This is a genomic window from Modestobacter sp. SYSU DS0657 (genome assembly GCF_054050925.1).
Genome location: NZ_JBJHAG010000015.1, coordinates 18,637 through 43,908, shown reverse-complemented (window position 1 = coordinate 43,908; position 25,272 = coordinate 18,637). Strand labels below are relative to the sequence as shown.

The 25,272-nt window shown below is 74.7% G+C and carries 28 protein-coding genes; 15 read left to right on the top strand and 13 right to left on the bottom strand.

Annotated elements, in window-relative coordinates:
* Nucleotides 1–76: 76 nt before the first annotated feature.
* Nucleotides 77–1,057: an LLM class flavin-dependent oxidoreductase gene (locus ACI79A_RS11255; protein ID WP_457083067.1), complete on the bottom strand. Its 981-nt coding sequence runs from the start codon at nucleotides 1,055–1,057 to the stop codon at nucleotides 77–79.
* A gap of 257 nt (nucleotides 1,058–1,314) precedes the next feature.
* Here ACI79A_RS11255 and ACI79A_RS11250 point away from each other — a divergent pair, with 257 nt between their 5' ends.
* Entirely contained in the window at nucleotides 1,315–1,662 is a 348-nt protein-coding gene (locus ACI79A_RS11250) for a hypothetical protein (protein ID WP_457083065.1), read from the top strand.
* 81 nt (nucleotides 1,663–1,743) lie between these two features.
* Nucleotides 1,744–2,151, top strand: a complete 408-nt coding sequence (locus ACI79A_RS11245; protein WP_457083063.1) for a hypothetical protein — start codon at nucleotides 1,744–1,746, stop codon at nucleotides 2,149–2,151.
* Nucleotides 2,152–2,196: 45 nt separating this feature from the next.
* Here the strand turns inward: ACI79A_RS11245 and ACI79A_RS11240 are convergent, their stop codons facing one another.
* Nucleotides 2,197–2,811 carry a hypothetical protein gene (locus tag ACI79A_RS11240; RefSeq protein ID WP_457083061.1) on the bottom strand — a complete coding sequence of 205 codons (615 nt, stop codon included), beginning with the start codon at nucleotides 2,809–2,811 and terminating at the stop codon, nucleotides 2,197–2,199.
* A 179-nt stretch (nucleotides 2,812–2,990) separates the two neighbouring features.
* Here ACI79A_RS11240 and ACI79A_RS11235 point away from each other — a divergent pair, with 179 nt between their 5' ends.
* Nucleotides 2,991–3,227 carry a hypothetical protein gene (locus ACI79A_RS11235; protein WP_457083059.1) on the top strand — a complete coding sequence of 79 codons (237 nt, stop codon included), beginning with the start codon at nucleotides 2,991–2,993 and terminating at the stop codon, nucleotides 3,225–3,227.
* Nucleotides 3,228–3,252: 25 nt separating this feature from the next.
* Here the strand turns inward: ACI79A_RS11235 and ACI79A_RS11230 are convergent, their stop codons facing one another.
* The 3 genes from ACI79A_RS11230 to ychF form a co-directional block, all read right to left on the bottom strand.
* The gene (locus ACI79A_RS11230) at nucleotides 3,253–4,101 is read right to left on the bottom strand and encodes a mechanosensitive ion channel family protein (protein ID WP_457083057.1); all 849 of its coding nucleotides are present in this window, start codon (nucleotides 4,099–4,101) and stop codon (nucleotides 3,253–3,255) included.
* A gap of 186 nt (nucleotides 4,102–4,287) precedes the next feature.
* Nucleotides 4,288–4,485 (bottom strand): hypothetical protein, encoded by a 198-nt coding sequence (locus ACI79A_RS11225; RefSeq protein ID WP_457083055.1) that lies wholly within the window; start codon nucleotides 4,483–4,485, stop codon nucleotides 4,288–4,290.
* Between the two features lie 146 nt (nucleotides 4,486–4,631).
* Nucleotides 4,632–5,705 carry a redox-regulated ATPase YchF gene (gene ychF, locus ACI79A_RS11220; protein ID WP_457083052.1) on the bottom strand — a complete coding sequence of 358 codons (1,074 nt, stop codon included), beginning with the start codon at nucleotides 5,703–5,705 and terminating at the stop codon, nucleotides 4,632–4,634.
* Between the two features lie 106 nt (nucleotides 5,706–5,811).
* Between ychF and ACI79A_RS11215 the strand changes: the two genes are divergently transcribed.
* Nucleotides 5,812–6,297, top strand: a complete 486-nt coding sequence (locus ACI79A_RS11215) for a hypothetical protein (protein ID WP_457083050.1) — start codon at nucleotides 5,812–5,814, stop codon at nucleotides 6,295–6,297.
* An 8-nt stretch (nucleotides 6,298–6,305) separates the two neighbouring features.
* Here the strand turns inward: ACI79A_RS11215 and ACI79A_RS11210 are convergent, their stop codons facing one another.
* From ACI79A_RS11210 to ACI79A_RS11195, 4 genes are read right to left on the bottom strand one after another with little or no spacing between them, the layout of a single operon-like run.
* The gene (locus tag ACI79A_RS11210) at nucleotides 6,306–6,950 is read right to left on the bottom strand and encodes a response regulator (protein WP_457083048.1); all 645 of its coding nucleotides are present in this window, start codon (nucleotides 6,948–6,950) and stop codon (nucleotides 6,306–6,308) included.
* Nucleotides 6,947–8,194, bottom strand: a complete 1,248-nt coding sequence (locus ACI79A_RS11205) for a sensor histidine kinase (RefSeq protein ID WP_457083046.1) — start codon at nucleotides 8,192–8,194, stop codon at nucleotides 6,947–6,949. Before ACI79A_RS11205 ends, ACI79A_RS11210 begins: the two co-directional genes overlap by 4 nt.
* 30 nt (nucleotides 8,195–8,224) lie before the next feature.
* Nucleotides 8,225–9,058 (bottom strand): ABC transporter permease, encoded by an 834-nt coding sequence (locus tag ACI79A_RS11200; protein ID WP_457083044.1) that lies wholly within the window; start codon nucleotides 9,056–9,058, stop codon nucleotides 8,225–8,227.
* Nucleotides 9,055–9,978 carry an ABC transporter ATP-binding protein gene (locus tag ACI79A_RS11195; protein WP_457083041.1) on the bottom strand — a complete coding sequence of 308 codons (924 nt, stop codon included), beginning with the start codon at nucleotides 9,976–9,978 and terminating at the stop codon, nucleotides 9,055–9,057. Before ACI79A_RS11195 ends, ACI79A_RS11200 begins: the two co-directional genes overlap by 4 nt.
* A 142-nt stretch (nucleotides 9,979–10,120) precedes the next feature.
* On the opposite strand from ACI79A_RS11195, the gene ACI79A_RS11190 reads away from it, so the two are divergent.
* The 4 genes from ACI79A_RS11190 (at nucleotide 10,121) to ACI79A_RS11175 (ending at nucleotide 14,255) form a co-directional block, all read left to right on the top strand.
* Nucleotides 10,121–11,608 (top strand): AlkA N-terminal domain-containing protein, encoded by a 1,488-nt coding sequence (locus tag ACI79A_RS11190; RefSeq protein WP_457083039.1) that lies wholly within the window; start codon nucleotides 10,121–10,123, stop codon nucleotides 11,606–11,608.
* Nucleotides 11,605–12,138, top strand: a complete 534-nt coding sequence (locus tag ACI79A_RS11185) for a methylated-DNA--[protein]-cysteine S-methyltransferase (RefSeq protein ID WP_457083037.1) — start codon at nucleotides 11,605–11,607, stop codon at nucleotides 12,136–12,138. Before ACI79A_RS11190 ends, ACI79A_RS11185 begins: the two co-directional genes overlap by 4 nt.
* 37 nt (nucleotides 12,139–12,175) lie before the next feature.
* Nucleotides 12,176–13,300 (top strand): DNA recombination protein RmuC, encoded by a 1,125-nt coding sequence (gene rmuC / locus ACI79A_RS11180; RefSeq protein WP_457083035.1) that lies wholly within the window; start codon nucleotides 12,176–12,178, stop codon nucleotides 13,298–13,300.
* A gap of 271 nt (nucleotides 13,301–13,571) precedes the next feature.
* On the top strand, nucleotides 13,572–14,255 hold the full coding sequence (locus ACI79A_RS11175; RefSeq protein ID WP_457083033.1) for a DUF6542 domain-containing protein: 684 nt from the start codon (nucleotides 13,572–13,574) through the stop codon (nucleotides 14,253–14,255).
* 70 nt (nucleotides 14,256–14,325) lie between these two features.
* On the opposite strand, the gene ACI79A_RS11170 is transcribed toward ACI79A_RS11175, so the two are convergent.
* Nucleotides 14,326–15,297, bottom strand: a complete 972-nt coding sequence (locus ACI79A_RS11170) for a 4-hydroxy-3-methylbut-2-enyl diphosphate reductase (RefSeq protein WP_457083031.1) — start codon at nucleotides 15,295–15,297, stop codon at nucleotides 14,326–14,328.
* Between the two features lie 133 nt (nucleotides 15,298–15,430).
* Here ACI79A_RS11170 and ACI79A_RS11165 point away from each other — a divergent pair, with 133 nt between their 5' ends.
* From ACI79A_RS11165 to ACI79A_RS11150, 4 genes are all read left to right on the top strand, one after another.
* Complete coding sequence (locus tag ACI79A_RS11165; protein WP_457083029.1) at nucleotides 15,431–16,474, top strand: hypothetical protein; 1,044 nt, start codon at nucleotides 15,431–15,433, stop codon at nucleotides 16,472–16,474.
* 106 nt (nucleotides 16,475–16,580) lie between these two features.
* The gene (locus ACI79A_RS11160) at nucleotides 16,581–17,405 is read left to right on the top strand and encodes a M15 family metallopeptidase (RefSeq protein WP_457083027.1); all 825 of its coding nucleotides are present in this window, start codon (nucleotides 16,581–16,583) and stop codon (nucleotides 17,403–17,405) included.
* 97 nt (nucleotides 17,406–17,502) lie between these two features.
* Nucleotides 17,503–18,726, top strand: coding sequence for an exodeoxyribonuclease VII large subunit (gene xseA / locus ACI79A_RS11155; protein ID WP_457083025.1), 1,224 nt, complete (start codon nucleotides 17,503–17,505; stop codon nucleotides 18,724–18,726).
* Complete coding sequence (locus tag ACI79A_RS11150) at nucleotides 18,723–18,947, top strand: exodeoxyribonuclease VII small subunit (protein WP_457083023.1); 225 nt, start codon at nucleotides 18,723–18,725, stop codon at nucleotides 18,945–18,947. The genes xseA and ACI79A_RS11150 overlap by 4 nt, the downstream gene beginning before the upstream one ends.
* A 65-nt stretch (nucleotides 18,948–19,012) precedes the next feature.
* Here ACI79A_RS11150 and ACI79A_RS11145 read toward each other — a convergent pair whose 3' ends face one another.
* Nucleotides 19,013–19,687, bottom strand: coding sequence for a DUF4245 domain-containing protein (locus tag ACI79A_RS11145; RefSeq protein WP_457083021.1), 675 nt, complete (start codon nucleotides 19,685–19,687; stop codon nucleotides 19,013–19,015).
* 67 nt (nucleotides 19,688–19,754) lie between these two features.
* Between ACI79A_RS11145 and glpX the strand changes: the two genes are divergently transcribed.
* Nucleotides 19,755–20,807 (top strand): class II fructose-bisphosphatase, encoded by a 1,053-nt coding sequence (gene glpX, locus ACI79A_RS11140; protein ID WP_457083019.1) that lies wholly within the window; start codon nucleotides 19,755–19,757, stop codon nucleotides 20,805–20,807.
* A gap of 7 nt (nucleotides 20,808–20,814) precedes the next feature.
* Here glpX and ACI79A_RS11135 read toward each other — a convergent pair whose 3' ends face one another.
* Both ACI79A_RS11135 and ACI79A_RS11130 read right to left on the bottom strand, forming a co-directional pair.
* Nucleotides 20,815–21,462, bottom strand: a complete 648-nt coding sequence (locus tag ACI79A_RS11135) for a DUF1707 domain-containing protein (RefSeq protein WP_457083017.1) — start codon at nucleotides 21,460–21,462, stop codon at nucleotides 20,815–20,817.
* Nucleotides 21,463–21,486: 24 nt separating this feature from the next.
* Nucleotides 21,487–21,804 carry a hypothetical protein gene (locus ACI79A_RS11130; RefSeq protein WP_457083015.1) on the bottom strand — a complete coding sequence of 106 codons (318 nt, stop codon included), beginning with the start codon at nucleotides 21,802–21,804 and terminating at the stop codon, nucleotides 21,487–21,489.
* Between the two features lie 374 nt (nucleotides 21,805–22,178).
* Between ACI79A_RS11130 and ACI79A_RS11125 the strand changes: the two genes are divergently transcribed.
* Both ACI79A_RS11125 and ACI79A_RS11120 read left to right on the top strand, forming a co-directional pair.
* Nucleotides 22,179–23,573 (top strand): class II fumarate hydratase, encoded by a 1,395-nt coding sequence (locus ACI79A_RS11125; protein WP_457083013.1) that lies wholly within the window; start codon nucleotides 22,179–22,181, stop codon nucleotides 23,571–23,573.
* Nucleotides 23,574–23,710: 137 nt separating this feature from the next.
* Nucleotides 23,711–25,012, top strand: coding sequence for a citrate synthase (locus tag ACI79A_RS11120; protein WP_457083011.1), 1,302 nt, complete (start codon nucleotides 23,711–23,713; stop codon nucleotides 25,010–25,012).
* The last annotated feature ends 260 nt before the right edge of the window (nucleotides 25,013–25,272 follow it).

The following is a 25,272-nucleotide window of genomic DNA, read 5'->3' as shown; positions in this document are numbered from 1 at the left end:
CCCCCCTACGCCTCGCACCCTCGGCGCGGGCCCCTGCAGAGAGGCCGTTCCAGCCCCGAGGCGGATACCGGAGGGATCAGTCCGCCACCGCCTCGGCGGTGAGGTCGACCGAGCGCAGCCGGCCCTCGGTGGTGGGCGACTGGTGGGCGACGATCAGCTCGTCGGCGTCGGCCTGCTTGACGAACCGGTCGAGGAAGTCCCCGACCTGGTCCGGGGTGCCGACGGCGGTGTGCGTGAGCATCGAGCTCACGTGGTGGCCGGCGCCCTGCTCGAGCAGCACGTCCGCCTCCTCGTCGGTGAGCGGCCGGCCGCGGCCGAACAGCCCGATCGCGAGGTTGCGCCGCACCGCGGTCAGGTTCTGCTGCGCGACCTCCTCCGTGTCGGCGGCGACGACGTTCACGCCGGCGATCACGTAGGGGTCGGCCAGCTGCTCCGACGGCTTGAACTCCCGCCGGTAGGTGGCGACGGCGGCCTCCAGCGCCTGGGGGGCGAAGTGGCTGGCGAAGGCGTACGGCAGTCCCAGGGCCGCGGCGAGGTGCGCCCCGAACAGGGAGGAGCCGAGGATGTACAGCGGCACGTCGGAGCCCTTGCCGGGGATCGCGTCGACACCGGGCACCCGGGAGTTGCCGGTCAGGTAGGCCTGCAGCTCCAGCACGTCCTGCGGGAAGGTCTCCGCCGAGTTCGGGTCGCGCCGCAGTGCGTACATGGTGTTCTGGTCCGAGCCGGGCGCCCGCCCCAGACCCAGGTCGATGCGGTCGGGGTACATCGCGGCGAGCGTGCCGAACTGCTCGGCGATCGTCAGCGGCGAGTGGTTGGGCAGCATCACGCCGCCGGCGCCGAGCCGGATCGAGCTGGTCTGCGCCCCCACGTGGGAGATCAGCACGCTGGTCGCCGAAGAGGCGATGGTGGGCATGTTGTGATGCTCGGCGTACCAGACCCGCCGGTAGCCGGCGGACTCCGCGCGCTGGGCGAGGGCGACGCTGGCCGCGATGCTGCTGCTGGCGGTCTCCCCGCGGGCGATCGGGGCGAGGTCGAGGACGGACAGCGGGATGCGCATGAGGTGCAGGCCTTCCAGTCGGTTGACCTGCACAACGCGCGGGGCGCGGACGCCCTTCCCAGCCGACCGGTGCGCTGCCGCACTGCGCCGGCGGCCGGCTTCCCTCCTGGGCGGACGCCGGAGCACCCGGCCGGCCAGCGCGGAGGTGGCCGGCGGGCGACGTCGCGTCACGTTCGGCACGCGGGTCACATCCGTCGCGCGCCTCACCCGCCGTACATGATCAACCCCATACAGTCCGCCTCGTGCCGGATGTGGGGATGACGACGCTCGCGGGCGCGCCGCTGGAGATCGAGTTCTTCCACCTGGGCGAGTGGTTCCCCGCTGCCCTGGTGGGGTGGCGCCACGACGCCTGGGGCGCCTGCGAGCTGCGGGTCCAGTTCGAGATCGGCGGCCTGCGGCGGGCCAGCTGGATGCCGCTGGCCGACGTCCGGCTCCCCCAGTGGCAGGCCGCCCGATACACCCTGCCGCCGGTGCCCCGGCGCCGGACCGACGACGACCTCGTGGTCCCGATCCGCTACGCGCACGTGGGGGTCGACACCCCGACGTCGGCCGGCTGGGAGGTTCCCCGACCGCGGACCGGCGAGCAGCGCTACAGCTGGGTCTGACCCCTTTCCCCGGAGGCCCCCCGGTGGGACCCTCGGGAGACCACGCCCCGGCAGGAGCGCGCGTCTCGTCGAGGAGTCGCCGTGTTGAGCCACAGCTGCTACAGCCAGGACCACATCGACGTCCGGCGGGCGGTCGTCGACGCCCGGGTGGCCGCCTGGCGGCAACTGGTGACCGCCGTGGGCGGGCACCCCGCCCTGGACGAGTTCGAGCCGGTCTACTTCAACGACCTGGTGCTGCTGCTCGAGGGCGCCTGCGTGCACCGGGGCCGCGACGCCGAGGGCGAGGACGGCAACGCGCTCACCGAGGTGCGCCTGCTCGCCACCTCACTGCGGGGCGGCGGCCGGGTGCTGGCCGACCGGCAGCTGCGCTGCCACCCGGGGCACAGCGTGCTGGGCCACCGGGTGGGCGACGAGATCGCCCTGCGCGAGGCCGACTTCGTCGCGCTGGCGAAGGCGTTCTTCGCCGAGCTGGAGGCCCGCTACCTCTGAGCGGTCACCGGCACTGCAGTGCCGGTGACCGCTCAGCAGTGCGGCTCACCGGCTCTGCAGTGCGTCCAGGGCCACCGCCATCGACGCGGCCACCCGGAAGTCCAGCCGCGGATCGGGGACGGTGACCCGGTAGCGGTCCCGGACGGCCTTCTGCCGCTCGCTGACCAGCACGGTCCGCCCGCTCGCGGTGTCGGTGAAGTCGAAGTGGAAGACGAACGGCACCCACACGTCGCCGACGACGGGCAGGAACGTCCAGACCCGGCGGACGACGGCGAGCACCGGGCGGCGCTCCTGCCCGATCGCCTCGATGCCGGGAGCGGAGAGCTTCCAGGTCGAGCGCAGCAGGCTGGCGCCGAACTGCTTGCTGAACATGCCGAGCGGCTGGCCCTGCTCGTCGTACACGTCGTGCTCGGCCGCGACGTCCAGCCGCTGGCGGGCCTTGAAGGAGAAGACCCGGCGGCTCTTGGACTCGTCGGCGAAGAAGACGACCTCCTCCTTGAGCTTCATCCGCTTCTGCTCGGCGAGGGCCAGCAGCTGCCCCTCGGAGCCGTCCGGGTTGGCGGCCAGGATCTCGTAGCGGTTGACCATCACGGTGATCCGCTGCTTCACGAAGAAGGCGGGCACCACCATGGCGGCGGGCTGGTGCTGCGGGCTGGTCACGGTGCGGGGCTCCCGTCGGGGGTCGGACGACGGGGCGATCCTGCCGCACGCCGCGGTGCAGCGGGGAGGGCCCGGCGCGCGGTGGAGGCACCCGCACTCCCCGCCTGGCCGCCGGCCTGCTCGCCGGGGGCGCCCTGCCCGCGCCGACCGCCGGGTGCTCCGGCGCCGGCGATCCGGGGGTGAACTGCGCCGACGGCACCTGCTCGGTGACGCTGCCCGGCGACGGCATCACCGTCGAGGTGCTGGGCACCCCGATCTCGCTCGGCGACGCGCAGGACGGCACGGCCACCGTCGGGGCGGGCGAGAACGCGGAGGTGTCCTGCCGGGAGGACCAGAGCGTCACCGTCGCTGGCCTGACGCTGGAGTGCACGACGGTCAGCGAGGAGCGGGTCGTGCTCAGCGTGTCGCTGGGCTGAGCCGCTGCCCCCTCAGGACAGGCGCCTACCGACCCTCGTCCCCCGACCAGAGGACCCGCTGCGGGAACGGGATGGTCATGCCGGCGCGGTCCAGGGCGGACTTCACCGAGATCGCGACACCGCTGCGCACCCGCCAGCGACTGGCGATGTCCGCGGCGTGCCAGTAGCGCACCGCGAGGTTGATCGAGGAGTCGGCGAACTCCTCCACCCACACCTCCGGGGGCGGGGTGTCCGCGACGCCGTCCGCGGCCGTGCAGGCCGCCAGCAGCACCTCCCGGGCCCGGACCAGGTCGGTGTCGTAGGCCAGCCCGACGGTGAGCGACGTCCGGCTGAGCGGGGTGCGGGTGTAGTTGATGATCGGGTTCTTCAGCACCTCGGCGTTGGGCAGGTACACGACGAGCCCGTCGTAGGTCTGCAGCACCGTCGTCCGCAGGTTCACGTCGGCGACGACGCCCTCGAAGTCGCCGCTGGCGACCTGGTCGCCCAGCCGCAGCGGACGGCGGATCTGCAGCATCACCCCGGCGATCAGGTTCTGCAGCATGTCCTGGGCGGCGAACGCGATGGCGATGCCCCCCACCCCCAGGGCGCCGACCAGCGGGCCGATCTGCACGCCCAGCAGGTCCAGGCCGTAGACGACGCCGACGGCGACCACGACCAGCCCGAGGAACCGGCCGGCGACGAGGCCGACGTGCCGGCTGGCGTCGTGGTCCAGGGCCCGCACCAGCAGCCGCCGCAGCAACACCGCGAGCAGGATCGAGGCGAGGAAGACCCCGGTCGCCTGCAGGACCTCGCTGAGCGCGATCTCGTCCGCGACGACGACGTCGACGTCCTCGGTCGCGGCCAGGACGTCGGACGGGTGCGGGTCGACCGGCATCCCCGGTGGATGCTCAGCCGGGCTGCGGCTCAGTCATGCCGGCGCCAAGAGGGCCCGCTGAGCCGGGGCCAGGTGCTGCTCAGCGTGACCCCGGGGTGATCGAGAGGCACGCACCGCCGCCGGGCCCGTGTGTCGCCCCACGCGATGCGTGCCAACCTCCGGCGCTGCTGACCGGACCGCCCGGCGTCAGCGCTGCTGGCGCCGGGCGACGAGGACCAGGCCACCCAGCAGCACCACGATCGGCGCCCAGGACGGCAGCCCGAACGGCCCGATGACGAGCCCGATGAGGAAGAGGGCCAGCTGGAAGACCACCAGGAAGGCCACCAGCATGCCCACCCAGAACAGCACCGGCCGCTCCGTCTGCAACTGGCGCAGGTACTCCATGACGTCTCCTCGGTCGTGCGGTCCCGGTGGTCACCCGACGTGGCCACGCAGCATCCGGTCGCCGACTCCATCGGCAGCGGCGAACGGGTGCTGAAGAGGAACGCCGGGCCGGCGCCGGGAATGCCCGCCGCCCCGCCGTGGACGGCTCAGACGTTGAAGCGGAACTCCACGACGTCGCCGTCGGCCATGACGTAGTCCTTGCCCTCGATGCGCACCCAGCCGCGCGACTTCGCCTCGGCCATCGACCCGGCCTCCATCAGCTGGTCGAAGCCGACGATCTCGGCCTTGATGAAGCCGCGCTGGAAGTCGGTGTGGATCACCCCGGCCGCCTCGGGCGCCGTCGCGCCGACCGGGATGGTCCAGGCCCGCGACTCCTTCGGGCCGGCGGTGAGGTAGGTCTGCAGGCCCAGGGTGCGGAACCCGACCTTCGCCAGCTGGTCCAGCCCCGGCTCGTCCTGCCCGATGGAGGCGAGGAGCTCGGCGGCCTCGTCGGCGGGCAGCTCGATCAGCTCGGACTCGGTCTGCGCGTCGAGGAAGATCGCCTCGGCCGGCGCGACCAGGGCGCGGAGCTCGTCCAGCTTCTCCTCGTTGGCCAGCTCGTCGGCGTCGACGTTGAAGACGTACAGGAACGGCTTGGTGGTCAGCAGCGACAGCTCGCGCAGCGGCTCGGGGTCGACCCCGGCGGCGAAGAGGGTCTTCCCCTCGTTCAGCACCGCCTGGGCGGCGACGGCGGCGTCGTGCAGGGCCTTGCGGTCCTTGTCCTTGCGCGACTCCTTCTCCAGCCGCGGGACCGCCTTCTCCAGCGTCTGCATGTCGGCGAGGACGAGTTCGGTGTTGATCGTCTCGATGTCGTCGGCGGGGTCGACCCTCCCCTCGACGTGCACCACGTCGGGGTCGGTGAAGACCCGGATCACCTGGCAGATCGCGTCGCTCTCGCGGATGTTGGCCAGGAACTTGTTGCCCAGACCCTGGCCCTCACTCGCGCCGCGGACGATGCCGGCGATGTCGACGAAGCTCACCGTGGCCGGGATGATCTTCTGCGAGCCGAAGACCTCGGCCAGCTTCTCCAGGCGGGGGTCGGGGACGCCCACGACGCCGACGTTGGGCTCGATCGTCGCGAACGGGTAGTTCGCGGCGAGCACGTCGTTCTTGGTCAGGGCGTTGAACAGCGTCGACTTGCCGACGTTGGGCAGGCCGACGATGCCGATGGTGAGACTCACGGGAGTACAGCCTAGGTGCACCCCGCCAGTCGGCCGCCGACGGCGGAACTGTCCGACCCCGGGCGCACACTGCCGGGCACTCCGTCCGGAGCCCCAGGGAGGCACGGTGTTCGACGAACCACGGGTGGCCGACCTCGACCTGGTCGCCCTCGAGGGCGCCCTGCTGCGCGCCGCGGTCGGCGACTACGCGGCCGAGGCCGCCGTCCTGCTGCTGGCCAACGACGGCCACTGGCTGCCCCGGCTGCAGACGGCCGATCTGATCACCATCGCCCTGGACGGCGCCCTCGACGGCGGGCCCTGGGCCGCCGTGCTGTGGCCGGAGCTGGACGGCGCCCTGCGCACCGGGGCGATCACCGGCACCGGCAGCCAGCGGCGGCTGCTGCGGGCCGCCGCCAGCCTCGCCGACGGCCAGTCCGTCGACCTCGCCGACCTGACCGCCGGGCTGGACCGGGACGCCGTGCGGCTGCTGCTGGCCGCACTGTCGCACGCCGCCGGCAGCCACGAGCACCGCGCCGTCCACCGCGACGCCGACGGGGTGCCGCACGACGGGGAGCTGCTGGGCCCGGTGGTGCCGTGGGGTGCCGACGGCTGAACCGGCGGTCAGCCCGAGGCCGCTCCCGGCCCCGGGAGCAGGCCGCGCTCGACGGCCACCAGCACCGCCCGGGTGCGGTCGTCGACGCCGAGCTTGGCGAACACCCGCAGCAGGTGGGTCTTCACCGTCGCCTCACCGATATACAGCTCCCGGCCGATCTGCGCGTTCGTGAGCCCCCGGGCCACCCCGGCCAGCACCTGCAGCTCCCGCTCGGTGGGCGCGTCGGCCGCCGGCGCCCGCATCCGCGAGAAGAGCTTCGCCGCCACCGGCGGGGCGAGCACGGTCTCCCCGCGGGCGGCCGCGCGCACCGCGTCGGCCAGTTGCGGCAGCGGGGTGTCCTTGAGCAGGTAGCCGGCCGCACCCGCCTCCACCGCGCGCACGATGTCGGCGTCGGTGTCGTACGTGGTCAGCACGAGCACCCGGACGCCGGGGTGCGCGGCGAGGATGCGGCCGGTCGCGGTGACGCCGTCCATCCGCGGCATCCGCAGGTCCATCAGGACGACGTCCGGAGCCTGCTCGGCCACCGCGGCCAGCGCCGCCAGCCCGTCACCGGCCTCCCCGACGACCGCGATGTCCGGCTGCGCGGCGAGCCAGCCGACCACGCCGCCGCGCACGACCGGGTGGTCGTCGACCACCAGCACCCGGGTGGTCACGGCGCCGGCACCCGCACGGTCACCCGGGTGCCCTCTCCCGGCGCCGAGACCACGTCGACCGCGCCGCCCACTTCGGCCGCCCGATCGCGCAGGCCGGCCAGGCCCACCCCGGCCGACGTCGCCGGGTCGAAGCCCACCCCGTCGTCCGCCACGTGCACCGACACCTGTCCCGACTCCCCCGTCCCCACCCGGCTGACCTGCAGCACCACCGCGCTGGCGGCGGCGTGCCGGCGCACGTTGGCCAGCGCCTCCTGCGCGCCGCGCAGCAGCACGATCTCCTCGGCCCGGGTCAGGCCGGGAGCGCCGTCCAGCGCGGAGAGGTCGACCCGGGTGGGGATCCCGGTCTCCCGGCCGAACCGCTCCGCCAGCCGCTGCAGCGCCTCCACCAGGGTGGCGCTGTCCAGCGGCACCGGCGCGAACGCCGCCACCATCGCCCGGGCCTCGGCGAGGTTGTCCCGGGCCACCTCCTCGATCAGCGCCAGCCGTTCGGCGGCGGCCGCCGGGTCGGTGCCCACCTGCGCCGCGGCGGTCTGGGCGAGGACCACGATGCTGGTGTAGCCCTGCGCCAGCGTGTCGTGCACCTCGCGGGCCAGCCGTTCCCGCTCCGCCGCCACCCCCTGCTCGCGGTGCGCCGCGGCGAGCTCGACCCGGGTGTCCTCCAGCTCCCGGATCAGCTGCGCGCGCTCGCGGCTCTGCTGCAGCACCCGGCTCAGCCACAGGCCCAGCGCCAGGCTGAACACCAGCCCGACCGAGGTCTGCACGATGCCCGAGAGCGGCTCGGTGCCGCGGGTCCACGAGACCGTCGGCCCAGCCGTGCTGGCCAGCGCCAGCAGGACCGTCCAGGTGGCGCCCGGCCGAGCCGACTCGACCAGGAACCAGACCTGCGAGTAGGCGAGGAAGAGCAGGAACAGCAGCTCCGGGGCATGCCAGCCGAGCACGGCGAAGACCCCCACCAGGACCGCGAGGTACCCGACCGCCCGCCGCGGGTGGTCCTCGCCGATGGCGGGGGCGCCGAGCACGAGGTAGGCGACCACCAGCACCGCGAGAGCGCCCAGGGTGACGGCCCGCGAACCCTCCACCCGGGCGACGAAGGTGGCCAGCACCGCGACGCCGAGCATCACCACGAAGACCACGTGCAGGCCGACCACCGTGGCCCGCCAGCTGCGGTCGGACAGCGGTGCGCCGCCGTCGTCCCCACCCCGGGCGGGGACGACGGCGGCGCGGAGCCGGGCGGCCAGGTTCACCCGTCGGCCCGTCTCATCGATCGGCCTGTCTCATCGGTCGGCCTGGCGCCAGCGGAAGGTCCGGGTGCACACCACGACACCGATGATCACCCACGCGACCAGCACCAGGGCAGTCCTGCCGTGCTCCCATCCCCCCGCCACCTCGAACGCCGCCGCCTGGTCGGGCAGGAACGCCGAGCGCATGCCCTGGGTGAGCCACTTCAGCGGGAAGACCGCCGCCACCTGCTGCATCCAGCCCGGCAGCTCGGGGAAGGCGAAGAACACCCCGCTGAAGAACTGCAGCACCACCGCGAACGCCGTCACCCCGGTGGTCAGCGACTGGGCGCTGCCGGGCAGCGCGGCCACGGCGATGCCGAGCACCGTGCCGGCCAGGGACCCGAGCAGGGCGACCCAGCCGAACGTCGCCCAGTCCCCGGCACCCGCCGGCAGGGGGACGTCGTAGCCCCAGTGCGCCACGGGCAGCAGCAGGGCCAGCTGCACCGCCGTCGTCACCAGCACGAGCCCGGCCTTGCCGGCGAAGTAGGCGACCGGCGGGGTGCCCAGCACCTGCAGCCGTTCCAGCTGACCGGCCTCCCGTTCCGCGGCGATCGAGGTGGCGATCGACTGGAAGCTGCTGAGCATGATGCCGGTGGCGGCGATCCCGGCCAGGAAGTACTGCGGGAAGGGGACGCCGCCGGGCAGCACGTCGCCGCCCAGCACCGAGCCGAAGACCACCATCATCACGATCGGGTAGGCGAAGGAGAACACCACCTGCTGGCGCTCCCGCGCGAACAGCCGCAGCTCCAGCCGGGTGCGGGCCAGCGCGATCCGCGCGGCGGACGGCGGGACCGGCCGGGTGGTGGAGGGCGCCAGGACGGCGGTCATCGGGTCTCTCCCTGCAGGTCGGTGGTCCCGGGGGGGGCGGCGCCGACGAGGGCGAGGTAGACGTCCTCCAAGCCGGGCCGGGTGACGGACAGGTCGGGCACCTCGCCGGTGGGGTGCGCGGCGAGCAGGTCGCGCAGCACGGCGGCCGGGCTCTCGGTGCGCACCTCGCGGCGCACGCCGCTCTCGGTCCAGCGGACGGTGGCCCGGCGGCGCAGCGCCGACCCGAGCTCGTCGGGCGGCGCGACCTCGACCAGGTGCCCGCCGCTGACCACCCCGACCCGGTCGGCCAGCTCGGCCGCCTCGTCCAGGTAGTGGGTCGTCAGCAGCACCGTCGTCCCGCCGGCGCGCAGGCCGCGGACCAGCTCCCAGAACTGCCGCCGGGCCACCGGGTCCATCCCGGTGGTCGGCTCGTCGAGGAAGACCAGCTCCGGCCGGCCCTGCACCCCCAGCGCCACCGCCAGCCGGCGGCGCTGCCCACCGGAGAGCCGGCCCACGCGGGTGCCGGCCTGCTCGGTGAGCCCGACCGCGGTCAGCAGCTCGTCCGTGGGTCGCGGAGTGGCGTGGTAGGTGGCGAAGTGGTCCAGCGCCTCGCGCACGGTCAGCGCCTGCGCGGCGCCCTCGCCCTGGCTGACCACCCCGATCCGGGCGCGCCAGGTGCGGCCGGCGGTGGCCGGGTCCACGCCGAGGACGGTGACCTGGCCGGCGTCCCGGCCCCGCACGCCTTCCAGGATCTCGATCGTCGTGGTCTTGCCGGCACCGTTGGGCCCCAGCAGGGCGAAGCACTCCCCCCGGTGCACCTCCAGGTCCAGCCCCTCGAGCACCGCCCGGCCGCCGTAGCGCTTCCCCAGGCCGCGCACGCTGATCGCCGGCGGCCCTCCGGTGGTCGTCGCCGCGAGCGGCGCCGCCTCTGTCGTCGTCATGGCCCGAGCCTGTCCGCGGTGGGCGGATGCCGGGACCGTCGAGCCGTGGGTCCGCCGTCCACCGATCGGTGGACGGCGGCCGCCCACCGCTGTGTCCGATACCCGCCAGTGGCCGGCTCGGGGCGGTGCCATGCTCGACGTCGTGACCGAGCTGCTGGACGCCGAGCGCTGCTACCGCGCGGTCGCCAGCCGGGACGCCCGCTTCGACGGCTGGTTCGTCACCGCGGTGCGGAGCACCGGCATCTACTGCCGCCCCTCCTGCCCGGCGCGCACCCCGCTGCGGCGCAACGTCTCCTTCCACACCACCGCCGCCGGCGCCCAGGCAGCGGGCTTCCGCGCCTGCCGGCGCTGCCGGCCCGACGCCGTCCCGGGCTCCCCGGCGTGGGACGTGCGCGCCGACGTCGTCGCCCGGGCGATGCGGCTGATCGCCGACGGCGAGGTGGAGCGCGCCGGGGTCGGCGGGTTGGCCGCGCGGCTGGGGTACTCCGAGCGGCAGCTGCACCGGCTGCTCACCGCCGAGCTCGGCGTGGGCGCGCTGGCGCTGGCCCGCGCGCAGCGGGCGCAGACCGCGCGGGTGCTCATCGAGACCACCACGCTGCCGATGGCCGACGTCGCGTTCGCCGCCGGCTTCGCCAGCATCCGGCAGTTCAACGACACCGTCCGGTCGATCTTCGCCACCACGCCCACCGCGCTGCGACCGGCCACCCCGCGCGGCGACGGGGGCGGCCCCGGCCGGCTCACCCTGCGGCTGGCCGCGCGGGCGCCGTTCGCCGCCGACGAGGTGCTGCTCTTCCTCGGCGCGCACGCCACCCCGGGCCTGGAGGAGTGGGACGGCACGACGTTCTCCCGGGTGCTCGCGCTGCCGCACGGCCCGGCTGTCGTCGGGCTCACCCCGGCCCCGGACGGCGGCCCGGCGGTCACCGCGCAGCTGCGGCTCACCGACCTCCGCGACCTGGGCGCGGCGGTGTCCCGCTGCCGCCGGCTGCTCGACCTCGACGCCGACCCGGCGGCGGTGGACGAGCTGCTCGGAACGGACCCGGCGCTCGCCCCGCTGGTGGCCACCGCGCCCGGACGGCGGGTGCCGGCCTCCCCGGACGCCGCGGAGCTCGCGGTGCGGGCGGTGCTGGGCCAGCAGGTGTCGGTGGCCGGCGCCCGGACGCTGACCGCCCGGCTGGTCACCGCGGCCGGGCGGCCCCTCGCCGAGCCGGTCGGCACGCTGACGCACGCGTTCCCCTCGGCGGAGGACCTGGCCGGCGCCGACCTCTCCGCCGTCGGCCTGACCGGCGCGCGCCGGCGGACGGTGACCACGCTGGCCACCGCGCTCGCCGACGGCACGGTGGCCCTCGGACCCGGCGTCGACCGCGGCGAGGCCGAGCGCGCGCTGCTCGCTCTGCCCGGCATCGGCCCGTGGACCGCCGCCCTGGTCGGCCTGCGCGGGCTGGCCGACCCCGACGTGTGGCTCCCCGGGGACCTCGCGCTGCGCCGCAGCCTCGCCGCGCTCGGCAGCTCCGACGCCGACGCCGCCACCCGCTGGCGGCCGTGGCGTTCCTACGCCGTGATGCACCTGTGGGCGCTCGCCGTCCCGTCCCTGTTCACCCGCGGCCCCCTCCCCGAACGGAGCGCCTCATGACCACCGCCCGGTACGCCACCACCGACACCCCACCCGGCCCGTTCACCGTGCTGGTCGACGACGAGGTGGTGCTCGCCAGCGGCTGGACCGCCGACGTCGGCGACCTGCTCCCGGTGGTGCACCCGACGCTGCGGCCGGACTCGGTCGAGCGCGCCGACCGGCTGCCCGTGCTCGACGCCGTCGAGGCCTTCGCCGCGGGCGAGGTGGCCGCGATCGACGGGGTGGCGGTGCGGCAGCGCTCCGGGCCGTTCCTCACCGAGGCGTGGAACGTGCTCCGCACGGTGCCCGCCGGGCACCCGGACACCTACGCCCAGTTCGCCGTCCGCTGCGGGCGGCCCGCGGCGGTGCGCGCCGCGGCGGGCGCGTGCGCCCGGAACGCCGCAGCGCTGTTCGTGCCCTGCCACCGGGTGCTCGCCACCGGGGGCGGGCTGGGCGGCTTCCGCTGGGGCACCCCGGTGAAGCGCTGGCTGCTCGACCACGAGGCCGCGCACGCCCCCGCCCTCACCCAGGTGGTGGAGCTGCGCGGCTGAGCGGAACTGTCGGTGGGGTCGGGCAGGCTCCCCGACCATGGACGCCGCCTCGCTGCTGCTCGGGCTCCTGCTCGGTGCCCTGCTCGCCACCGCGATCACCTTGGGTGTGGTGGCGCTCCGCGGCCGGTCCGCCGCGGCGCCCGACGCGCTGGAGCCGGTGCACGAGTCGCTCGACCACCTGCACCGGCTGCTGGCCGGCATCGAGCGCGACCGGGCCACCGCGCACGGGGAGCTGCGCGAGCAGGTCGGCACCATCGGCCAGACCTCCGCCCTACTGCGCCAGGAGACCGCGGCGCTGGTCACCGCCCTGCGCACCCCGCACGTGCGGGGCCGGTGGGGTGAGCTCCAGCTGCGCCGGGTGGTCGAGGTGGCCGGCCTCCTCGAGCACTGCGACTTCGTCGAGCAGCCGGGCGCCACCACCGCCGAGGGCGTCGCCGTCCGGCCCGACCTGGTGGTCACCCTGGCCGACGGCCGGCAGGTGGTCGTCGACGCCAAGGTCCCCTTCACCGGCTACATCGAGGCGGTGCAGGCCACCGACCCGGCAGTGCGCGCCCAGCGGGTCGCCGACCACGCGCGGCAGCTGCGCACCCACGTCGACGTCCTCGCGGCCCGCCGGTACCCGACCGCGTTCGGCACCGCGGCACCGTTCACCGTGCTGTTCGTCCCCTCCGACGGCTTCCTCACCACGGCCCTGGAGGCCGAGCCGGCGCTGCTGGAGCACGGTTTCGGCCGCGACGTCGTCATCGCCACCCCGAGCACCCTGCTGGCCCTGCTGCGCACCGTCGCCTACTCCTGGCGCCAGGAGCGGCTCGCCCAGGACGCCGCCGCCGTGCTCGAGGTCGGCCGCACGGTGCACGCCCGGCTGGGCACCCTCTCCGGGCACCTCACCCGGCTGGGCTCGGCGCTGGGCTCTGCACTGACCCGCTACAACGAGACGGTCGGTTCCTACGAGCGCTCGGTGCTCTCCGCCGCTCGCCGCTTCGACGAGCTCGGTGTCGCCGCCGACCCGGTGCCCACCCCGCCACCGGCGGAGACCGCCGTCCGCGCGCTGCGGTCGGTGCCCGACGTGCCGCCGAGCACCGCGCGCCCGTCGACGGCCCCGCCCGACGACAGCGAGCTCCCCGCGCGTCCGACGTCCGAGCGGGACGGCACCAGCGGCTGACGGGGGCAAGCCGTTCCCGCCCCGTCCTGCAACGGCCGGGACGGTGGTGAGGGATGGGGCGGCTGGGGCCGGGCTGCACAGAATCCGCCACGTCGCCCCGTCGACACGGGCACATCTGACCCGCCGCTGCGTCCGGGCTCCAGCGTCTACTCAGGAAGGGCCGCTACCGTGGCCCGACCGGTGAGGGGCGCACCTCCTCCCGAGGACGAGGAGGTGCACGATCACTCCGGTCAGTGTCGATGCCAGGCTCCAGGACAGGCGGGAGGACGCCATGCGGGCAGAACGCAGCGACACCGGCGCAGCCGCGGGCCGCTCGTACCCCTCGCCACGGGCGTCCAGCGGCGGCGCACCGCGTGGCCGCGACCCGCTGCCGCGCGACGCGCGCGGCCGGGCTCCCGACCGCGGGCGCGCTCCCGAGCGCCGCCGCCCCGATCCCCGCGGCACCGACCCGTGGGAGGCCACCGGCGCCCGCCGGCCGGCCGACCTGGACCCGCGCCGGTCCCGGGACTCCCGTCCGGTGCCCCCGCCGCGCCGCAACGCGCCGGCCGCGGGACCCCGCCGCGGCGGCTCCACGACGGCCGGCGGCCCGGCGTCGACCACCGGCCCCCGGGTGCCCGGTCTGCTCGCGGTCTTCGGCGCCTTCGTGGTCACGCTCGCCGCGGCCGCCGCCGACTCCTACATCGGGATCGGCCTCGGCACGCTCACCCTCGTGGTGCTCACGGCGAGCAGCGGCTTCGCCGCCCTCGTCGTCCGCCGCCGCGACCTGATGACCGTCCTGGTCTCCCCGCCGCTGGTGTTCATCGGTGTCGCCCTGCTCAACATCGCCCTGGCCCCCTCGGCGACGTTCACCCTGCCGACGCTGGCCACCCTGCTGGTGCGCGGCTTCCCGGCGATGGCGATCGCCACCTGCGCCGCCGTCGCCGTCTGGCTGTTCCGGCTGGTCACCCGCCGCTGACGGCCCGCCTCGAACGCGGACGGCCCGGCCCCCCTCACGGGGTGCCGGGCCGTCCGTCGTCGCGGGGGCGCTACTCGGTGTCGACCGCCAGAGCCGCGCGGCGCGGCTTGAGCTCGTGCGGCAGCGCGAAGACCAGCCGCTCCTCGGCCGCCTTCACCGTCTCCACGTCGGCGTAGCCGCGGGCCGCCAGCCAGTCGAGCACCTCGCTGACGAGGATCTCCGGCACCGAGGCACCGCTGGTCACGCCCACGGTGCCGACGCCGTCGAGCCACGCCTCGTCGATCTCCGAGGCGAAGTCGACCAGGTGCGAGTCGCGGGCGCCGGCCTCCAGCGCCACCTCGACCAGGCGCACCGAGTTCGACGAGTTCGTCGACCCGACCACCAGCACCAGGTCGCACTCGGCGGCCATCTGCTTGACCGCCTGCTGACGGTTCTGCGTGGCGTAGCAGATGTCGTCGCTGGGCGGGCTCTGCAGGCCGGGGAAACGGGTCTTCAGCGAGTCGACCGTCGCCAGCGTCTCGTCGACCGACAGGGTCGTCTGGGACAGCCAGACGACCTTCTCCGGATCGCGCACCTGGACGTTGGCGATGTCCTCGGGCCCGTCGACCAGCTGGGTGTTCGCCGGGGCCTCGCCCATCGTGCCCTCGACCTCCTCGTGCCCGCGGTGGCCGATCAGCAGGATGTCGTAGTCGTCCTTGGCGAACCGCTTCGCCTCCATGTGCACCTTGCTCACCAGCGGGCAGGTCGCGTCGATGGTCCGCAGCGACCGCTCGGCGGCCTGGGTCTTCACCGCCGGGGAGACCCCGTGCGCGCTGAACACGACGACCGAGCCCTCGGGCACCTCGTCGGTCTCGTCGACGAAGACCGCGCCCCGCCGCTCGAGCGTGGCCACCACGTGCTTGTTGTGGACGATCTGCTTGCGCACGTAGACCGGCGCCCCGTGGATCTCCAGGGCCCGCTCGACCGCCACCACCGCCCGGTCGACGCCGGCGCAGTAGCCCCGGGGGTCGGCCAGCAGGACTCGTCCGCGCGGTTCAACCATGACCCCATGGTAGTGAAAGGACCCGCCTGCCCCCCGGACGTTCGCAAGCTCACATCCGGGCCCCTGCAGGCGGGCCGGAAGAACGACGCACCGTCGCGCTGCCGGTGATCGCATCGTGCGGCACGCTGGGGGCATGGCTCGAGAGATCCCCGAGGTGGTCCGCGCGGCCGCCGGACTGGCCGCGACCGTGCTGGACGAGGCGCGCAAGCTGCCCGAGACGCTGCCCGGACTGCCGGTGCGGCTGATCGGCCAGGCACTGCAGACGTCACTGCGGCTGCAGCAGCAGTACTCGGGGCTGGTCGCCCGCGGCGACGAGCTGTTCACCGGGCTGCGCGGCGACGCCGAGCCGGGCATGGCCACCTTCGACGACGACCTGCCGGCACCGCCCCCGCCGGCCGGCACCCCGGCCCCGCGCAGCTCCGCGTTCGACCGGGTCGCCGACCTCCCGGAGGAGACCGACGCCGACGAGCGCGCCGACGTGCTGGCCGACGACCTCGCGGTCGACGCGCTGCCGGTGGCCGATGCCGAGGTGCTCCCGGACGACGTCGCCGTGGCCGTGCTGGACGACAGCGCCCCCACCGTCGACGAGATCACCCCGGCCGAGGTCGCCGCGCTGCCCGACGACCCGGCCGCCGACGCGATCACCGCGGTGGTCGACGGGCTGGCCGACGACGTGGCCGACGAGATCGCCGAGGAGGTCCCCGACGCCGTGCCCGACGAGGTGCTGGCCGACCTCACCGCCGACACCGTCGCCGACGTCGCCGAGGACGAGCAGGTGATCGAGGACGCCGTCGCCGACGAGGTGATCGCCGACGCCGTCGTCGGGGGCACCGCACCCGACGACACCGCAGCGGGCGACACCGCACTCGCGGAGGCGGCCGAGGAGCTCGTCGACCTCGGTGGCCCCGAGGCGGCGGAGAGCGTGACCCCGGGCAGCCCGGTGACCGACAGCGCGGCGAGCGAGCCGCTGGTGCCCGCCGGCGACCAGCCCGCGGTGTCCGCCCCCGTCGAGGGCTACGACTCCTTCAGCATCCCCGCGCTGCGCGGCCACCTGCGCTCCTACCCGACCGAGACGGTCGCCGACCTGCTCGACTACGAGCGGGCCACCCGGGCGCGGGCGCCGTACGTGACCCTGCTGCAGAACCGGCTGGAGAAGCTGAGCGCCGACCGCGGCTGACCCACGCCGCCCGCCGGACCGGGCACCCCCGCGGCGCGGCCGCACGCGATGCCAGGATCGTGCACCGTCCGGCGGGCGGCGCCGGGGCACCGAGCGGGGGAGGCCAGTGACCGACAGCAGCAGGCACGGCGACACGCCGCGGCGGCGGCGGGCCGGGCTGCTCGGCCTGCTGGTCGGGCTGGTGGTCGTCGTCCTGGCGGTCGGCGCCGTGCTGGTGGTCCGGGAGGTCCGCTCCTCCGCGCCCACCGCCACCGCCCGCACCACCCCCGCTCCGCAGCCGTCTGCGGCCACGGCGCCGCCGGCCGTCACCCCCGCGCCGAGCACGCCGGCCGAGCCGACCTTCGACCGGACCCAGCTCTCCGTCGACGACCCGGCCAGCCCCTGGGTGGTGGTGAACAAAACCCGCCCGCTCAGCCCGATCGACCACGCGCCCACCGACCTGGTCCCGGTCGGCGACCGGTACCAGCTGCGCGCCGAGGCTGCGCAGGCGATGGACGCGATGCTCGCCGCCGCGGCGGACCAGGGTCTCTCCCTCAGCGTGCAGAGCGCCTACCGCTCGTACGACTACCAGGTCGGCCTCTTCGACGCCCAGGTCAGCCGGTTCGGGGAGGAGCGGGCCCAGGTCCAGGTGGCCCGCCCCGGCTACAGCGAGCACCAGACCGGTCTGGCGGCGGACGTCGGCGGCGGTGGCTGCGACATCGAGAGCTGCTTCGCGACCACGCCCGAGGGCCGGTGGGTGGCCGAGCACGGCGCGGAGTTCGGCTACGTCGTGCGGTACCCGGACGGGGCGCAGGACGTGACCGGCTTCAAGTACGAGCCCTGGCACGTGCGGTACGTGGGCACCGCGCTGGCCACCGAGCTGCAGCGCTCCGGGGTGTCGACCCTGGAGGAGTTCTTCGGGCTGCCCGCTGCCCCCGGGTACCCCGGCTGATGAAGGACCTCGCCCTCCTCACCCCTCGCACGCTCGCGGCGAGCCTCTGGGCGAGGCCGTTCCAGCACGTCACTCCGCACGTGACACCCTCGGTCGGGTGACCAGTCCCTCGTCCCCCGAGTCGCCGTGGCCGGTGCGCACCGTCGCCCGCAAGGTCGCCGAGTGGATCGGCCGGCTCGGTGAGGTGTGGGTCGAGGGCCAGGTCGCGCAGCTGTCCCGCCGCGGCGCGGCGGCGACGGTCTTCCTGACCCTCCGCGACCCGGCGGCCGACCTGTCGGTGCCGGTCACCTGCCACCGCGACGTGGCCGACCGGCCCGGGCTCGAGCTGACCGAGGGGTCCCGGGTGATCGTCCGCGCCCGGCCGGACTACTACGTGGCCCGCGGCTCCTTCTCGCTGCGGGCCACCGAGATCCGCGCGGTGGGCCTCGGTGAGCTGCTGGCCCGGATCGAGCGGATCCGCCGGCTGCTGACCGCCGAGGGGCTGTTCGACGCCCACCGCAAGCGGCCGCTGCCCTTCGCGCCCGCCGTCGTCGGGGTGATCACCGGCCGGGACAGCGCCGCCGAGCGCGACGTCCTGGTCACCGCCCGCCGCCGCTGGCCCGCCATCCGCTTCGCGGTGCACAACTGCGCGGTGCAGGGGCCCACGGCCGCGGAGTCGGTGATCGCCGGGCTGCAGCGGCTGGACGCCGACCCGGCCGTCGAGGTCATCGTGATCGCCCGCGGCGGTGGCTCGGTGGAGGACCTGCTGCCCTTCTCCGACGAGGGGCTGGTGCGGGCCATCGCCGCCTGCCGCACCCCGGTGGTCACCGCCGTCGGCCACGAGACCGACACCACCCTGGTCGACCACGCCGCCGACGTCCGGGCGGCCACGCCCACCGACGCCGCGCACCGCGTGGTGCCCGAGATCGGCGAGCAGCGGCGGCTGGTCGAGGGGCTGCGGGCCCGCGCCCGGCACCTGGTCGGCGCCCGGCTGGAGCAGCAGGAGCGCTGGCTGGAGTCGGTGCGCAGCCGCCCGGTGCTGGCCGACCCGGGGCGGCTCCTGGCCGGCCGCGCCGACGACGTCACCGCCCTGCGGCAGCGCGCCACCCGCACGGTCACCCACCGGGTGGAAGTCGCCGAGCGCGACCTGGAGCACGCCCGGGCCCGGGTGACCGCGCTGTCCCCCGCCGCCACGCTGCAGCGCGGCTATGCGGTCGTGCAGCGGGCCGACGGCGCGCTGGTGCGCGACCCCGCGGAGGTCGGGGACGACGAGCAGCTGCAGGTGCGGGTCGCGGGCGGCCGGTTGCCGGTGCGCGTCGACAGGCAGGATGGGCACCCGTGAGCGAGACCCCCGCACCGGAGAACGCCGAGCCGACCCAGACCTACGAGCAGGCCCGCGAGGAGCTCGCCGACGTCGTCCGCCGGCTGGAGGCGGGCGGCCTGACCCTCGAGGAGTCGCTCGCGCTGTGGGAGCGCGGCGAGCAGCTGGCCGAGATGTGCCAGCACTGGCTGGACCGGGCCCGCGAGCGCCTCGCCGCCGCCACCCCCACACCTGACGCCTGACGTCAGCGGCCCTCCTGCAGGGGCGGCCGCGAGCTTGCGAGCGGAGGGGGCAGGAGGGTCGTTCTTCAGGGGGCGAGGAGCTCCACGGCGGCGGCGAGCTGCTCGAGCTCGGTGTCGGTCGCCGAACCCGTCACCAGCAGCGTCGAGGGACCCTCGGTGCGGGTCAGCACCGTCTCCCCGCGCGCGCTGGTCAGCCGCTGCCAGGTCTCGCCGTCCACCTCGGTGGAGCCCTCACCCGTCGCCTCGCCGAGCACGTCGGTGAGGGCTGCGGCGTCCGGGTCGTCGCTCACCACGAACCCGGCGTACTCCTCGCCCGGGGTGAACCAGCCGATCTGCAGCGTCACCGGAGCCTGCACGTCGGTGCGCACGCTGGTCGGCCGCCACGAGTCGGGCAGGTCCTGCGGCACCGGCAGCGGGTGACCGGCGGCGGCCGCCGTCCGCTCGACCGTGCCCGCGATGGCGACCTCCCGGATCGGGTCCTCCGGGTTCTGACGCAGCGCGGTGAACCCGACGATGACCAGGCAGATCACCACCAGCGGCAGCAGCGACCGGACCATGTTCGCCGGGGTGAACCGCTGCATGCGGTCGACCGGCGGCGCGCTCGCCCCGGCCGCCGAGGGCGCGGCGGCAGCAGGTCCGGACGGCGCGTCGGTCGCGGCGGCGTCATCGGAGGGGTGGGTGCGCTGCTCGCCGGGTCGCTGGGTGTGGTCCTGGTCGGCGGCCTGGCCGGTCTCGGGCATGCCCCTAGGATCGCAGCACCGTGCCACCACCCTGCCGCACAGCGCCGTGCGGACGTCAGGAGGACCCGTGTCCCTGCCCCTGCCCGACGGTCCGTTGCCGACCCGGCCCCCGTCGACGCTCCGCGCCGACCGCCCCGCCCCCGATCGCAACCTCGCCCTGGAGCTGGTGCGGGTGACCGAGGCGGCCGCGCTCGCCGCCGGCCGGTGGGTCGGGCGTGGCGACAAGAACGGCGGCGACGCCGCGGCGGTCGACGCGATGCGGGCGCTGATCGGCACCGTCCACATGCGCGGCGTCGTCGTCATCGGCGAGGGCGAGAAGGACGAGGCGCCGATGCTCTTCAACGGCGAGCACGTCGGCGACGGCTGGGGCAACGACTACGACGTCGCCGTCGACCCGATCGACGGCACCACGCTGATGGCCAAGGGCATGCCCAACGCGATCGCGGTGATGGCCGTCGCCGACCGCGGCGCGATGTACGACCCCTCGGCGGTCTTCTACATGGACAAGATCGCCACCGGGCCGGCCGCGGCAGACGTCGTCGACATCACCGCGCCGGTGGGCGAGAACATCCGCCGGGTCGCCAAGGCGAAGAAGAGCTCCGTCGGTGACGTCACTGTGTGCATCCTCGACCGCCCGCGCCACGAGCAGCTGGTGAGCGAGGTCCGCGAGGCCGGTGCCCGGATCAAGTTCATCACCGACGGCGACGTCGCCGGCGCGATCGCCGCCGCCCGCGAGGGCACCGGTGTCGACCTGCTGATGGGCATCGGCGGCACCCCGGAGGGGATCATCACCGCCTGCGCCCTCAAGTGCATGGGCGGCGCGCTGCAGGGCCGGCTCTGGCCGCGCGACGACGCGGAGCGGCAGAAGGCGCTCGACGCCGGGCACGACCTGGACCGGGTGCTGACCATCGACGACCTGGTGCAGGGCGACGTCTTCTTCGTGGCCACCGGCATCACCGACGGCGAGCTGCTGCGCGGCGTCCAGTACCGCGCCGGTGGTGCCACCACGCAGTCGCTGGTCATGCGGTCGCGGTCGGGCACGATCCGCTCGATCGACAGCCTCCACTCGCTGGCCAAGCTCAACGAGTACTCCGCGGTGCCCTTCGGCGAGGACGGGTAGCCGCTCCTCAGGCGCCGGGCGGGGGTTCGCGGCGGGCGGCGAGCCGGTCCACGACGGCGCGCCACCTGCTCGGTGACTCCCCCGGCGCCAGGCTGCGCAGCCGCAGGTCACCGAAGACGGTCCAGCCGCGGACGACCACCAGCGGCGTGCCGGCCAGCCGGGGCACCGGTGCCAGCTGGGTCTTGCGGTCGCCGAACACCGTCCAGCCCTCGATCTCCGCGGCGACGCCCTCGCTGACGATCACGTCGACGTCGCCGAAGACGGTGCCCAGCTGCAGCTGCACGGTCTCCGCGGCGGTGCGCAGGCCACGCAGGTCGATCCGGACGTCGCCGAACACGGTGCTGGCCCGCTCCGGCACGCCGACCACCGGGGTCAGCTTGACGTCCCCGAAGACGCTGGCGACCGAGCCGTTGGTCCGCTCCCCGACGATCTCCCCCACCGCCGGGAAGGCCGATGCCGGCGCGGGGAGGTCGGCCAGCAGGCCGTCGAGCTCCCCGACGGTGGTCGCGGCATAGGCGGCGTCGGCCCGCTGGGTGAACTCGTCGACGTCGATCCGGCCCTCACCGAGGGCGGTCTGCAGCCGGGTCACCACCGCCTCGCGGTCGGCGTCCGACGCGCGCACGGCGGGGCGTTCGGCAGCTGGTTCCTCGGCCATGCCCGGACCCTAGCGGGCCGGATCTCACTCCAGCCGGGTGCAGGCGTAGACGGCGAACTCCTCGACCCGGCCGCCGCAGGTGAGCCCGTAGTCCGCGTACCCCGGCTCCGACAGCGCCTCCTGGTAGAGGTCGTCGCAGGCCTGGAGGACCGTCGAAGCACTGCTGGGCGAGGCCGTCCAGCACCGGGTCGTCGCCCAGGCCGTCGGGTGGCACCGGGTCGGTCTGCTCCACCTGCGCGGCGTCCGAGCCGTAGTCCAGGCCGTGGTCGTCCAGGCCGAGGTCGTCGAGGTCGTCGAGGGCGCAGTCCTCCCGGAGGCCAGCACGACGCCGAGCGCGATCACGCCCGCCGACACGGCGGCCGCGCCCAGCGACGGCCCGTGGCGCCGCGTCGCGGGTGCGGCAGGAGCGCCGCCGGGCGCGCCCGTCCACCCGGTGCCGGCCCCCGCAGCGCCGGGCCACCACCCGGCATCCGGCCGGCCGGCGGGCTGCGCCGACGGTCCCGGTGCGGGCGGTGGCGCGGGGTGCTGCTCGGGCATGCACGTCTCCGGCTGTCGGGGACCGGCGGCGGACCGGTCCGGGGTCCGGCGGAGCGTAGGGCGCCGGCGCGGCACCGCGGAGCCGTCGTCCACAGGCGCCCGCAGCCGTGCCGTCCGGGCGGCTGTCTAGGGTCGCTGGCGGAGCACTGTCACCATCCACACCACACCGGGAGCGCACCGTGGCCACCGAGACGGACTACCGCGTCGAGCACGACTCCATGGGGGAGGTCCGCGTCCCCTCCTGGGCGAAGTGGCGGGCCCAGACCCAGCGCGCCGTCGAGAACTTCCCCATCTCCGGCACCCCGATCGAGCGCGAGCTCATCGGCGCCCTGGCGTCCATCAAGGGCGCTGCGGCCACCGTGAACGCCTCGCTCGGCGTCCTGCCCGCCGACGTCGCCGACGCCATCTCCGCCGCCGCGGCCGAGGTCGCCACGGGCACCTGGGACGCGCACTTCCCGATCGACGTCTTCCAGACCGGCTCGGGCACGTCGAGCAACATGAACACCAACGAGGTCATCGCCACCCTGGCCACCGAGGCGCTCGGTTCGCCCGTGCACCCCAACGACCACGTCAACGCCTCGCAGTCGTCCAACGACGTCTTCCCCTCGGCGATCCACGTCGCCGCGACCCGGGCGATCGTCGTCGACCTGGTGCCGGCGCTGGAGCACCTCGCCGCCTCGCTGGAGCGCAAGGCCACCGAGTACGCGGAGGTGGTGAAGAGCGGCCGCACGCACCTGATGGACGCCACCCCGGTCACCCTGGGCCAGGAGTTCGGCGGGTACGCCGCCGCCGTCCGCTACGGCATCGAGCGGCTGCAGGCCTCGCTGCCCCGGATCGGCGAGCTCCCGCTGGGCGGCACCGCCGTCGGCACCGGCATCAACACCCCGCCCGGGTTCGCCGCGGCGATCATCGAGAAGCTCGCCGCCGACCTGGGCCTGCCGCTGTCCGAGGCGCGCGACCACTTCGAGGCGCAGAGCTCCCGCGACGCCCTGGTCGAGGGGTCCGGGCAGCTGAAGACCATCGCCGTCGGACTCATCAAGATCGCCAACGACCTGCGGTGGATGGGCTCCGGTCCGCGTACCGGACTGGGCGAGATCGCCCTGCCGGACCTGCAGCCGGGCAGCTCGATCATGCCGGGGAAGGTCAACCCGGTGATCCCCGAGGCCGTCATCCAGGTGGGCGCCCAGGTGATCGGCAACGACGCGGCGGTCACCTACGCCGGCACCACCGGCGTATTCGAGCTGAACGTGACGCTGCCGCTGATGGCGCGCAACGTGCTGGAGTCGATCCGGCTGCTGGCCAACGTCAGCCGGCTGCTGGCCGACCGCTGCGTCGACGGCATCGTGGCCAACGTCGAGCAGTGCCGCGAGTACGCGGAGTCCTCGCCGTCGATCGTCACCCCGCTGAACAAGTACATCGGCTACGAGGAGGCGGCCAAGGTCGCCAAGCAGTCGCTGGCCGAGCAGAAGACGATCCGCCAGGTCGTCGTGGAGCGCGGCTACGTGGAGCAGGGGAAGCTCACCGAGGAGCAGCTGGACGCCGCCCTCGACGTCCTCTCCATGACCCACCCCTGAAAAAGGGACCCCTCTGCCCCCACCGCTCCGCGAGCTCGCGGCGGGCCCCAGCAGAGGGGCCGGATGGCGTGCAAAGAGCAGGAATCCTGCCCCCTGGCACGCCATCCGGGGGCGTGGGGCAGTAGCGTCCAGAACTGATGAGCGAGACAGCGAGCACCGACGACGTGGCCCTGCGCTTCCCCGGCGGCGAACTCCCCCTGCGGGAGATCCCCGCGACGGAAGGCGCCCCTGGCATCGACACCAGCAAGCTGCTGTCCACGACCGGCAGGGTCGCCCTGGACATCGGCTTCGTGAACACCGCGTCCTGCACCTCGGAGATCACCTACATCGACGGTGACGCCGGGATCCTGCGGTACCGCGGCTACCCGATCGACCAGCTGGCCGGGCAGGCCAGCTTCCTCGAGGTGTCGTACCTGCTGATCTACGGCGAGCTGCCCACCGCCGACCAGCTGGAGGCGTTCGACCAGCGGATCCGCCGGCACACCCTGCTGCACGAGGACCTCAAGCAGTTCTTCAACGGCTTCCCGCGCGACGCGCACCCGATGCCGGTGCTCTCCTCGGCGGTCAGCGCGCTGTCGACCTTCTACCAGGACTCGCTCGACCCGTTCAACCCCGAGCAGGTCGAGCTCTCGACCGTCCGGCTGCTGGCCAAGCTCCCCACGATCGCGGCCTACGCCTACAAGAAGTCCGTCGGTCAGCCGATGCTCTACCCGGACAACTCCCTGGGCCTGGTGGAGAACTTCCTCCGGATGACCTTCGGCTTCCCGGCCGAGCCGTACGAGGCCGACCCGGAGCTGGTCAAGGCGCTGGACATGCTCTTCGTCCTGCACGCCGACCACGAGCAGAACTGCTCCACCTCCACGGTGCGGCTGGTCGGCTCCTCCCACGCCAACCTGTTCGCCTCGGTCTCCGCCGGCATCAACGCGCTGTTCGGTCCGCTGCACGGCGGCGCCAACCAGTCGGTGCTGGAGATGCTGGAGGCGATCAAGCGCGACGGCGGCGACATCCCCCGCTTCGTCGAGCGGGTCAAGAACAAGGAGCCCGGCGTCAAGCTGATGGGCTTCGGGCACCGGGTCTACAAGAACTACGACCCGCGCGCGGCGATCGTGAAGCAGACCGCGGACACGGTGCTGAGCAAGCTCGGCGGCAACAACGAGCTGCTCGACCTGGCCCGCCAGCTCGAGGAGATCGCCCTCTCCGACGACTACTTCGTCGAGCGCAAGCTCTACCCGAACGTCGACTTCTACACCGGGCTGATCTACCGGGCGATGGGCTTCCCCGTCCGGATGTTCACCGTGCTGTTCGCGCTCGGCCGGGTGCCCGGCTGGATCGCCCAGTGGCGGGAGATGATCGAGGACCCGGCCACCAAGATCGGGCGCCCCCGGCAGGTCTACACCGGCCCCGCCGAGCGCTCCTTCGTCGAGATCGCCCAGCGCTAGGAGGACCTCCTCCCTCCCCGCGCTTCGCACGCTCAGCGCGGGCCCTGCGAGGAGGCCGTTCCAACCGCTCACGTGGCCCCCGTCGTCCTTCCCGGACGGCGGGGGCCTCGTCGTGCCCGGGATGACGGGGACCGTGGCCCGAGTGAGCGCCGGCGCGGTCCCCGAACGTCGGGTCCCCTGCGTCCGCGACCAGCACTGCTCGCTCCGCCTCCGGGTGACCGACACCCCCCGGAGGGGTGAGACGCACCCCCCGAACGCGT

Bases quoted from the DNA above. Each gene is read 5' to 3' on its own strand.
- ACI79A_RS11255 (WP_457083067.1), bottom strand. From the start codon at position 1,057: ATGCGCATCCCGCTGTCCGTCCTCGACCTCGCCCCGATCGCCCGCGGG.
- ACI79A_RS11250 (WP_457083065.1), top strand. From the start codon at position 1,315: ATGACGACGCTCGCGGGCGCGCCGCTGGAGATCGAGTTCTTCCACCTG.
- ACI79A_RS11230 (WP_457083057.1), bottom strand. From the start codon at position 4,101: ATGCCGGTCGACCCGCACCCGTCCGACGTCCTGGCCGCGACCGAGGAC.
- ACI79A_RS11225 (WP_457083055.1), bottom strand. From the start codon at position 4,485: ATGGAGTACCTGCGCCAGTTGCAGACGGAGCGGCCGGTGCTGTTCTGG.
- ACI79A_RS11200 (WP_457083044.1), bottom strand. From the start codon at position 9,058: ATGACCGCCGTCCTGGCGCCCTCCACCACCCGGCCGGTCCCGCCGTCC.
- ACI79A_RS11195 (WP_457083041.1), bottom strand. From the start codon at position 9,978: ATGACGACGACAGAGGCGGCGCCGCTCGCGGCGACGACCACCGGAGGG.
- ACI79A_RS11185 (WP_457083037.1), top strand. From the start codon at position 11,605: ATGACCACCGCCCGGTACGCCACCACCGACACCCCACCCGGCCCGTTC.
- rmuC (WP_457083035.1), top strand. From the start codon at position 12,176: ATGGACGCCGCCTCGCTGCTGCTCGGGCTCCTGCTCGGTGCCCTGCTC.
- ACI79A_RS11175 (WP_457083033.1), top strand. From the start codon at position 13,572: ATGCGGGCAGAACGCAGCGACACCGGCGCAGCCGCGGGCCGCTCGTAC.
- ACI79A_RS11170 (WP_457083031.1), bottom strand. From the start codon at position 15,297: ATGGTTGAACCGCGCGGACGAGTCCTGCTGGCCGACCCCCGGGGCTAC.
- ACI79A_RS11165 (WP_457083029.1), top strand. From the start codon at position 15,431: ATGGCTCGAGAGATCCCCGAGGTGGTCCGCGCGGCCGCCGGACTGGCC.
- ACI79A_RS11145 (WP_457083021.1), bottom strand. From the start codon at position 19,687: ATGCCCGAGACCGGCCAGGCCGCCGACCAGGACCACACCCAGCGACCC.
- ACI79A_RS11135 (WP_457083017.1), bottom strand. From the start codon at position 21,462: ATGGCCGAGGAACCAGCTGCCGAACGCCCCGCCGTGCGCGCGTCGGAC.
- ACI79A_RS11120 (WP_457083011.1), top strand. From the start codon at position 23,711: ATGAGCGAGACAGCGAGCACCGACGACGTGGCCCTGCGCTTCCCCGGC.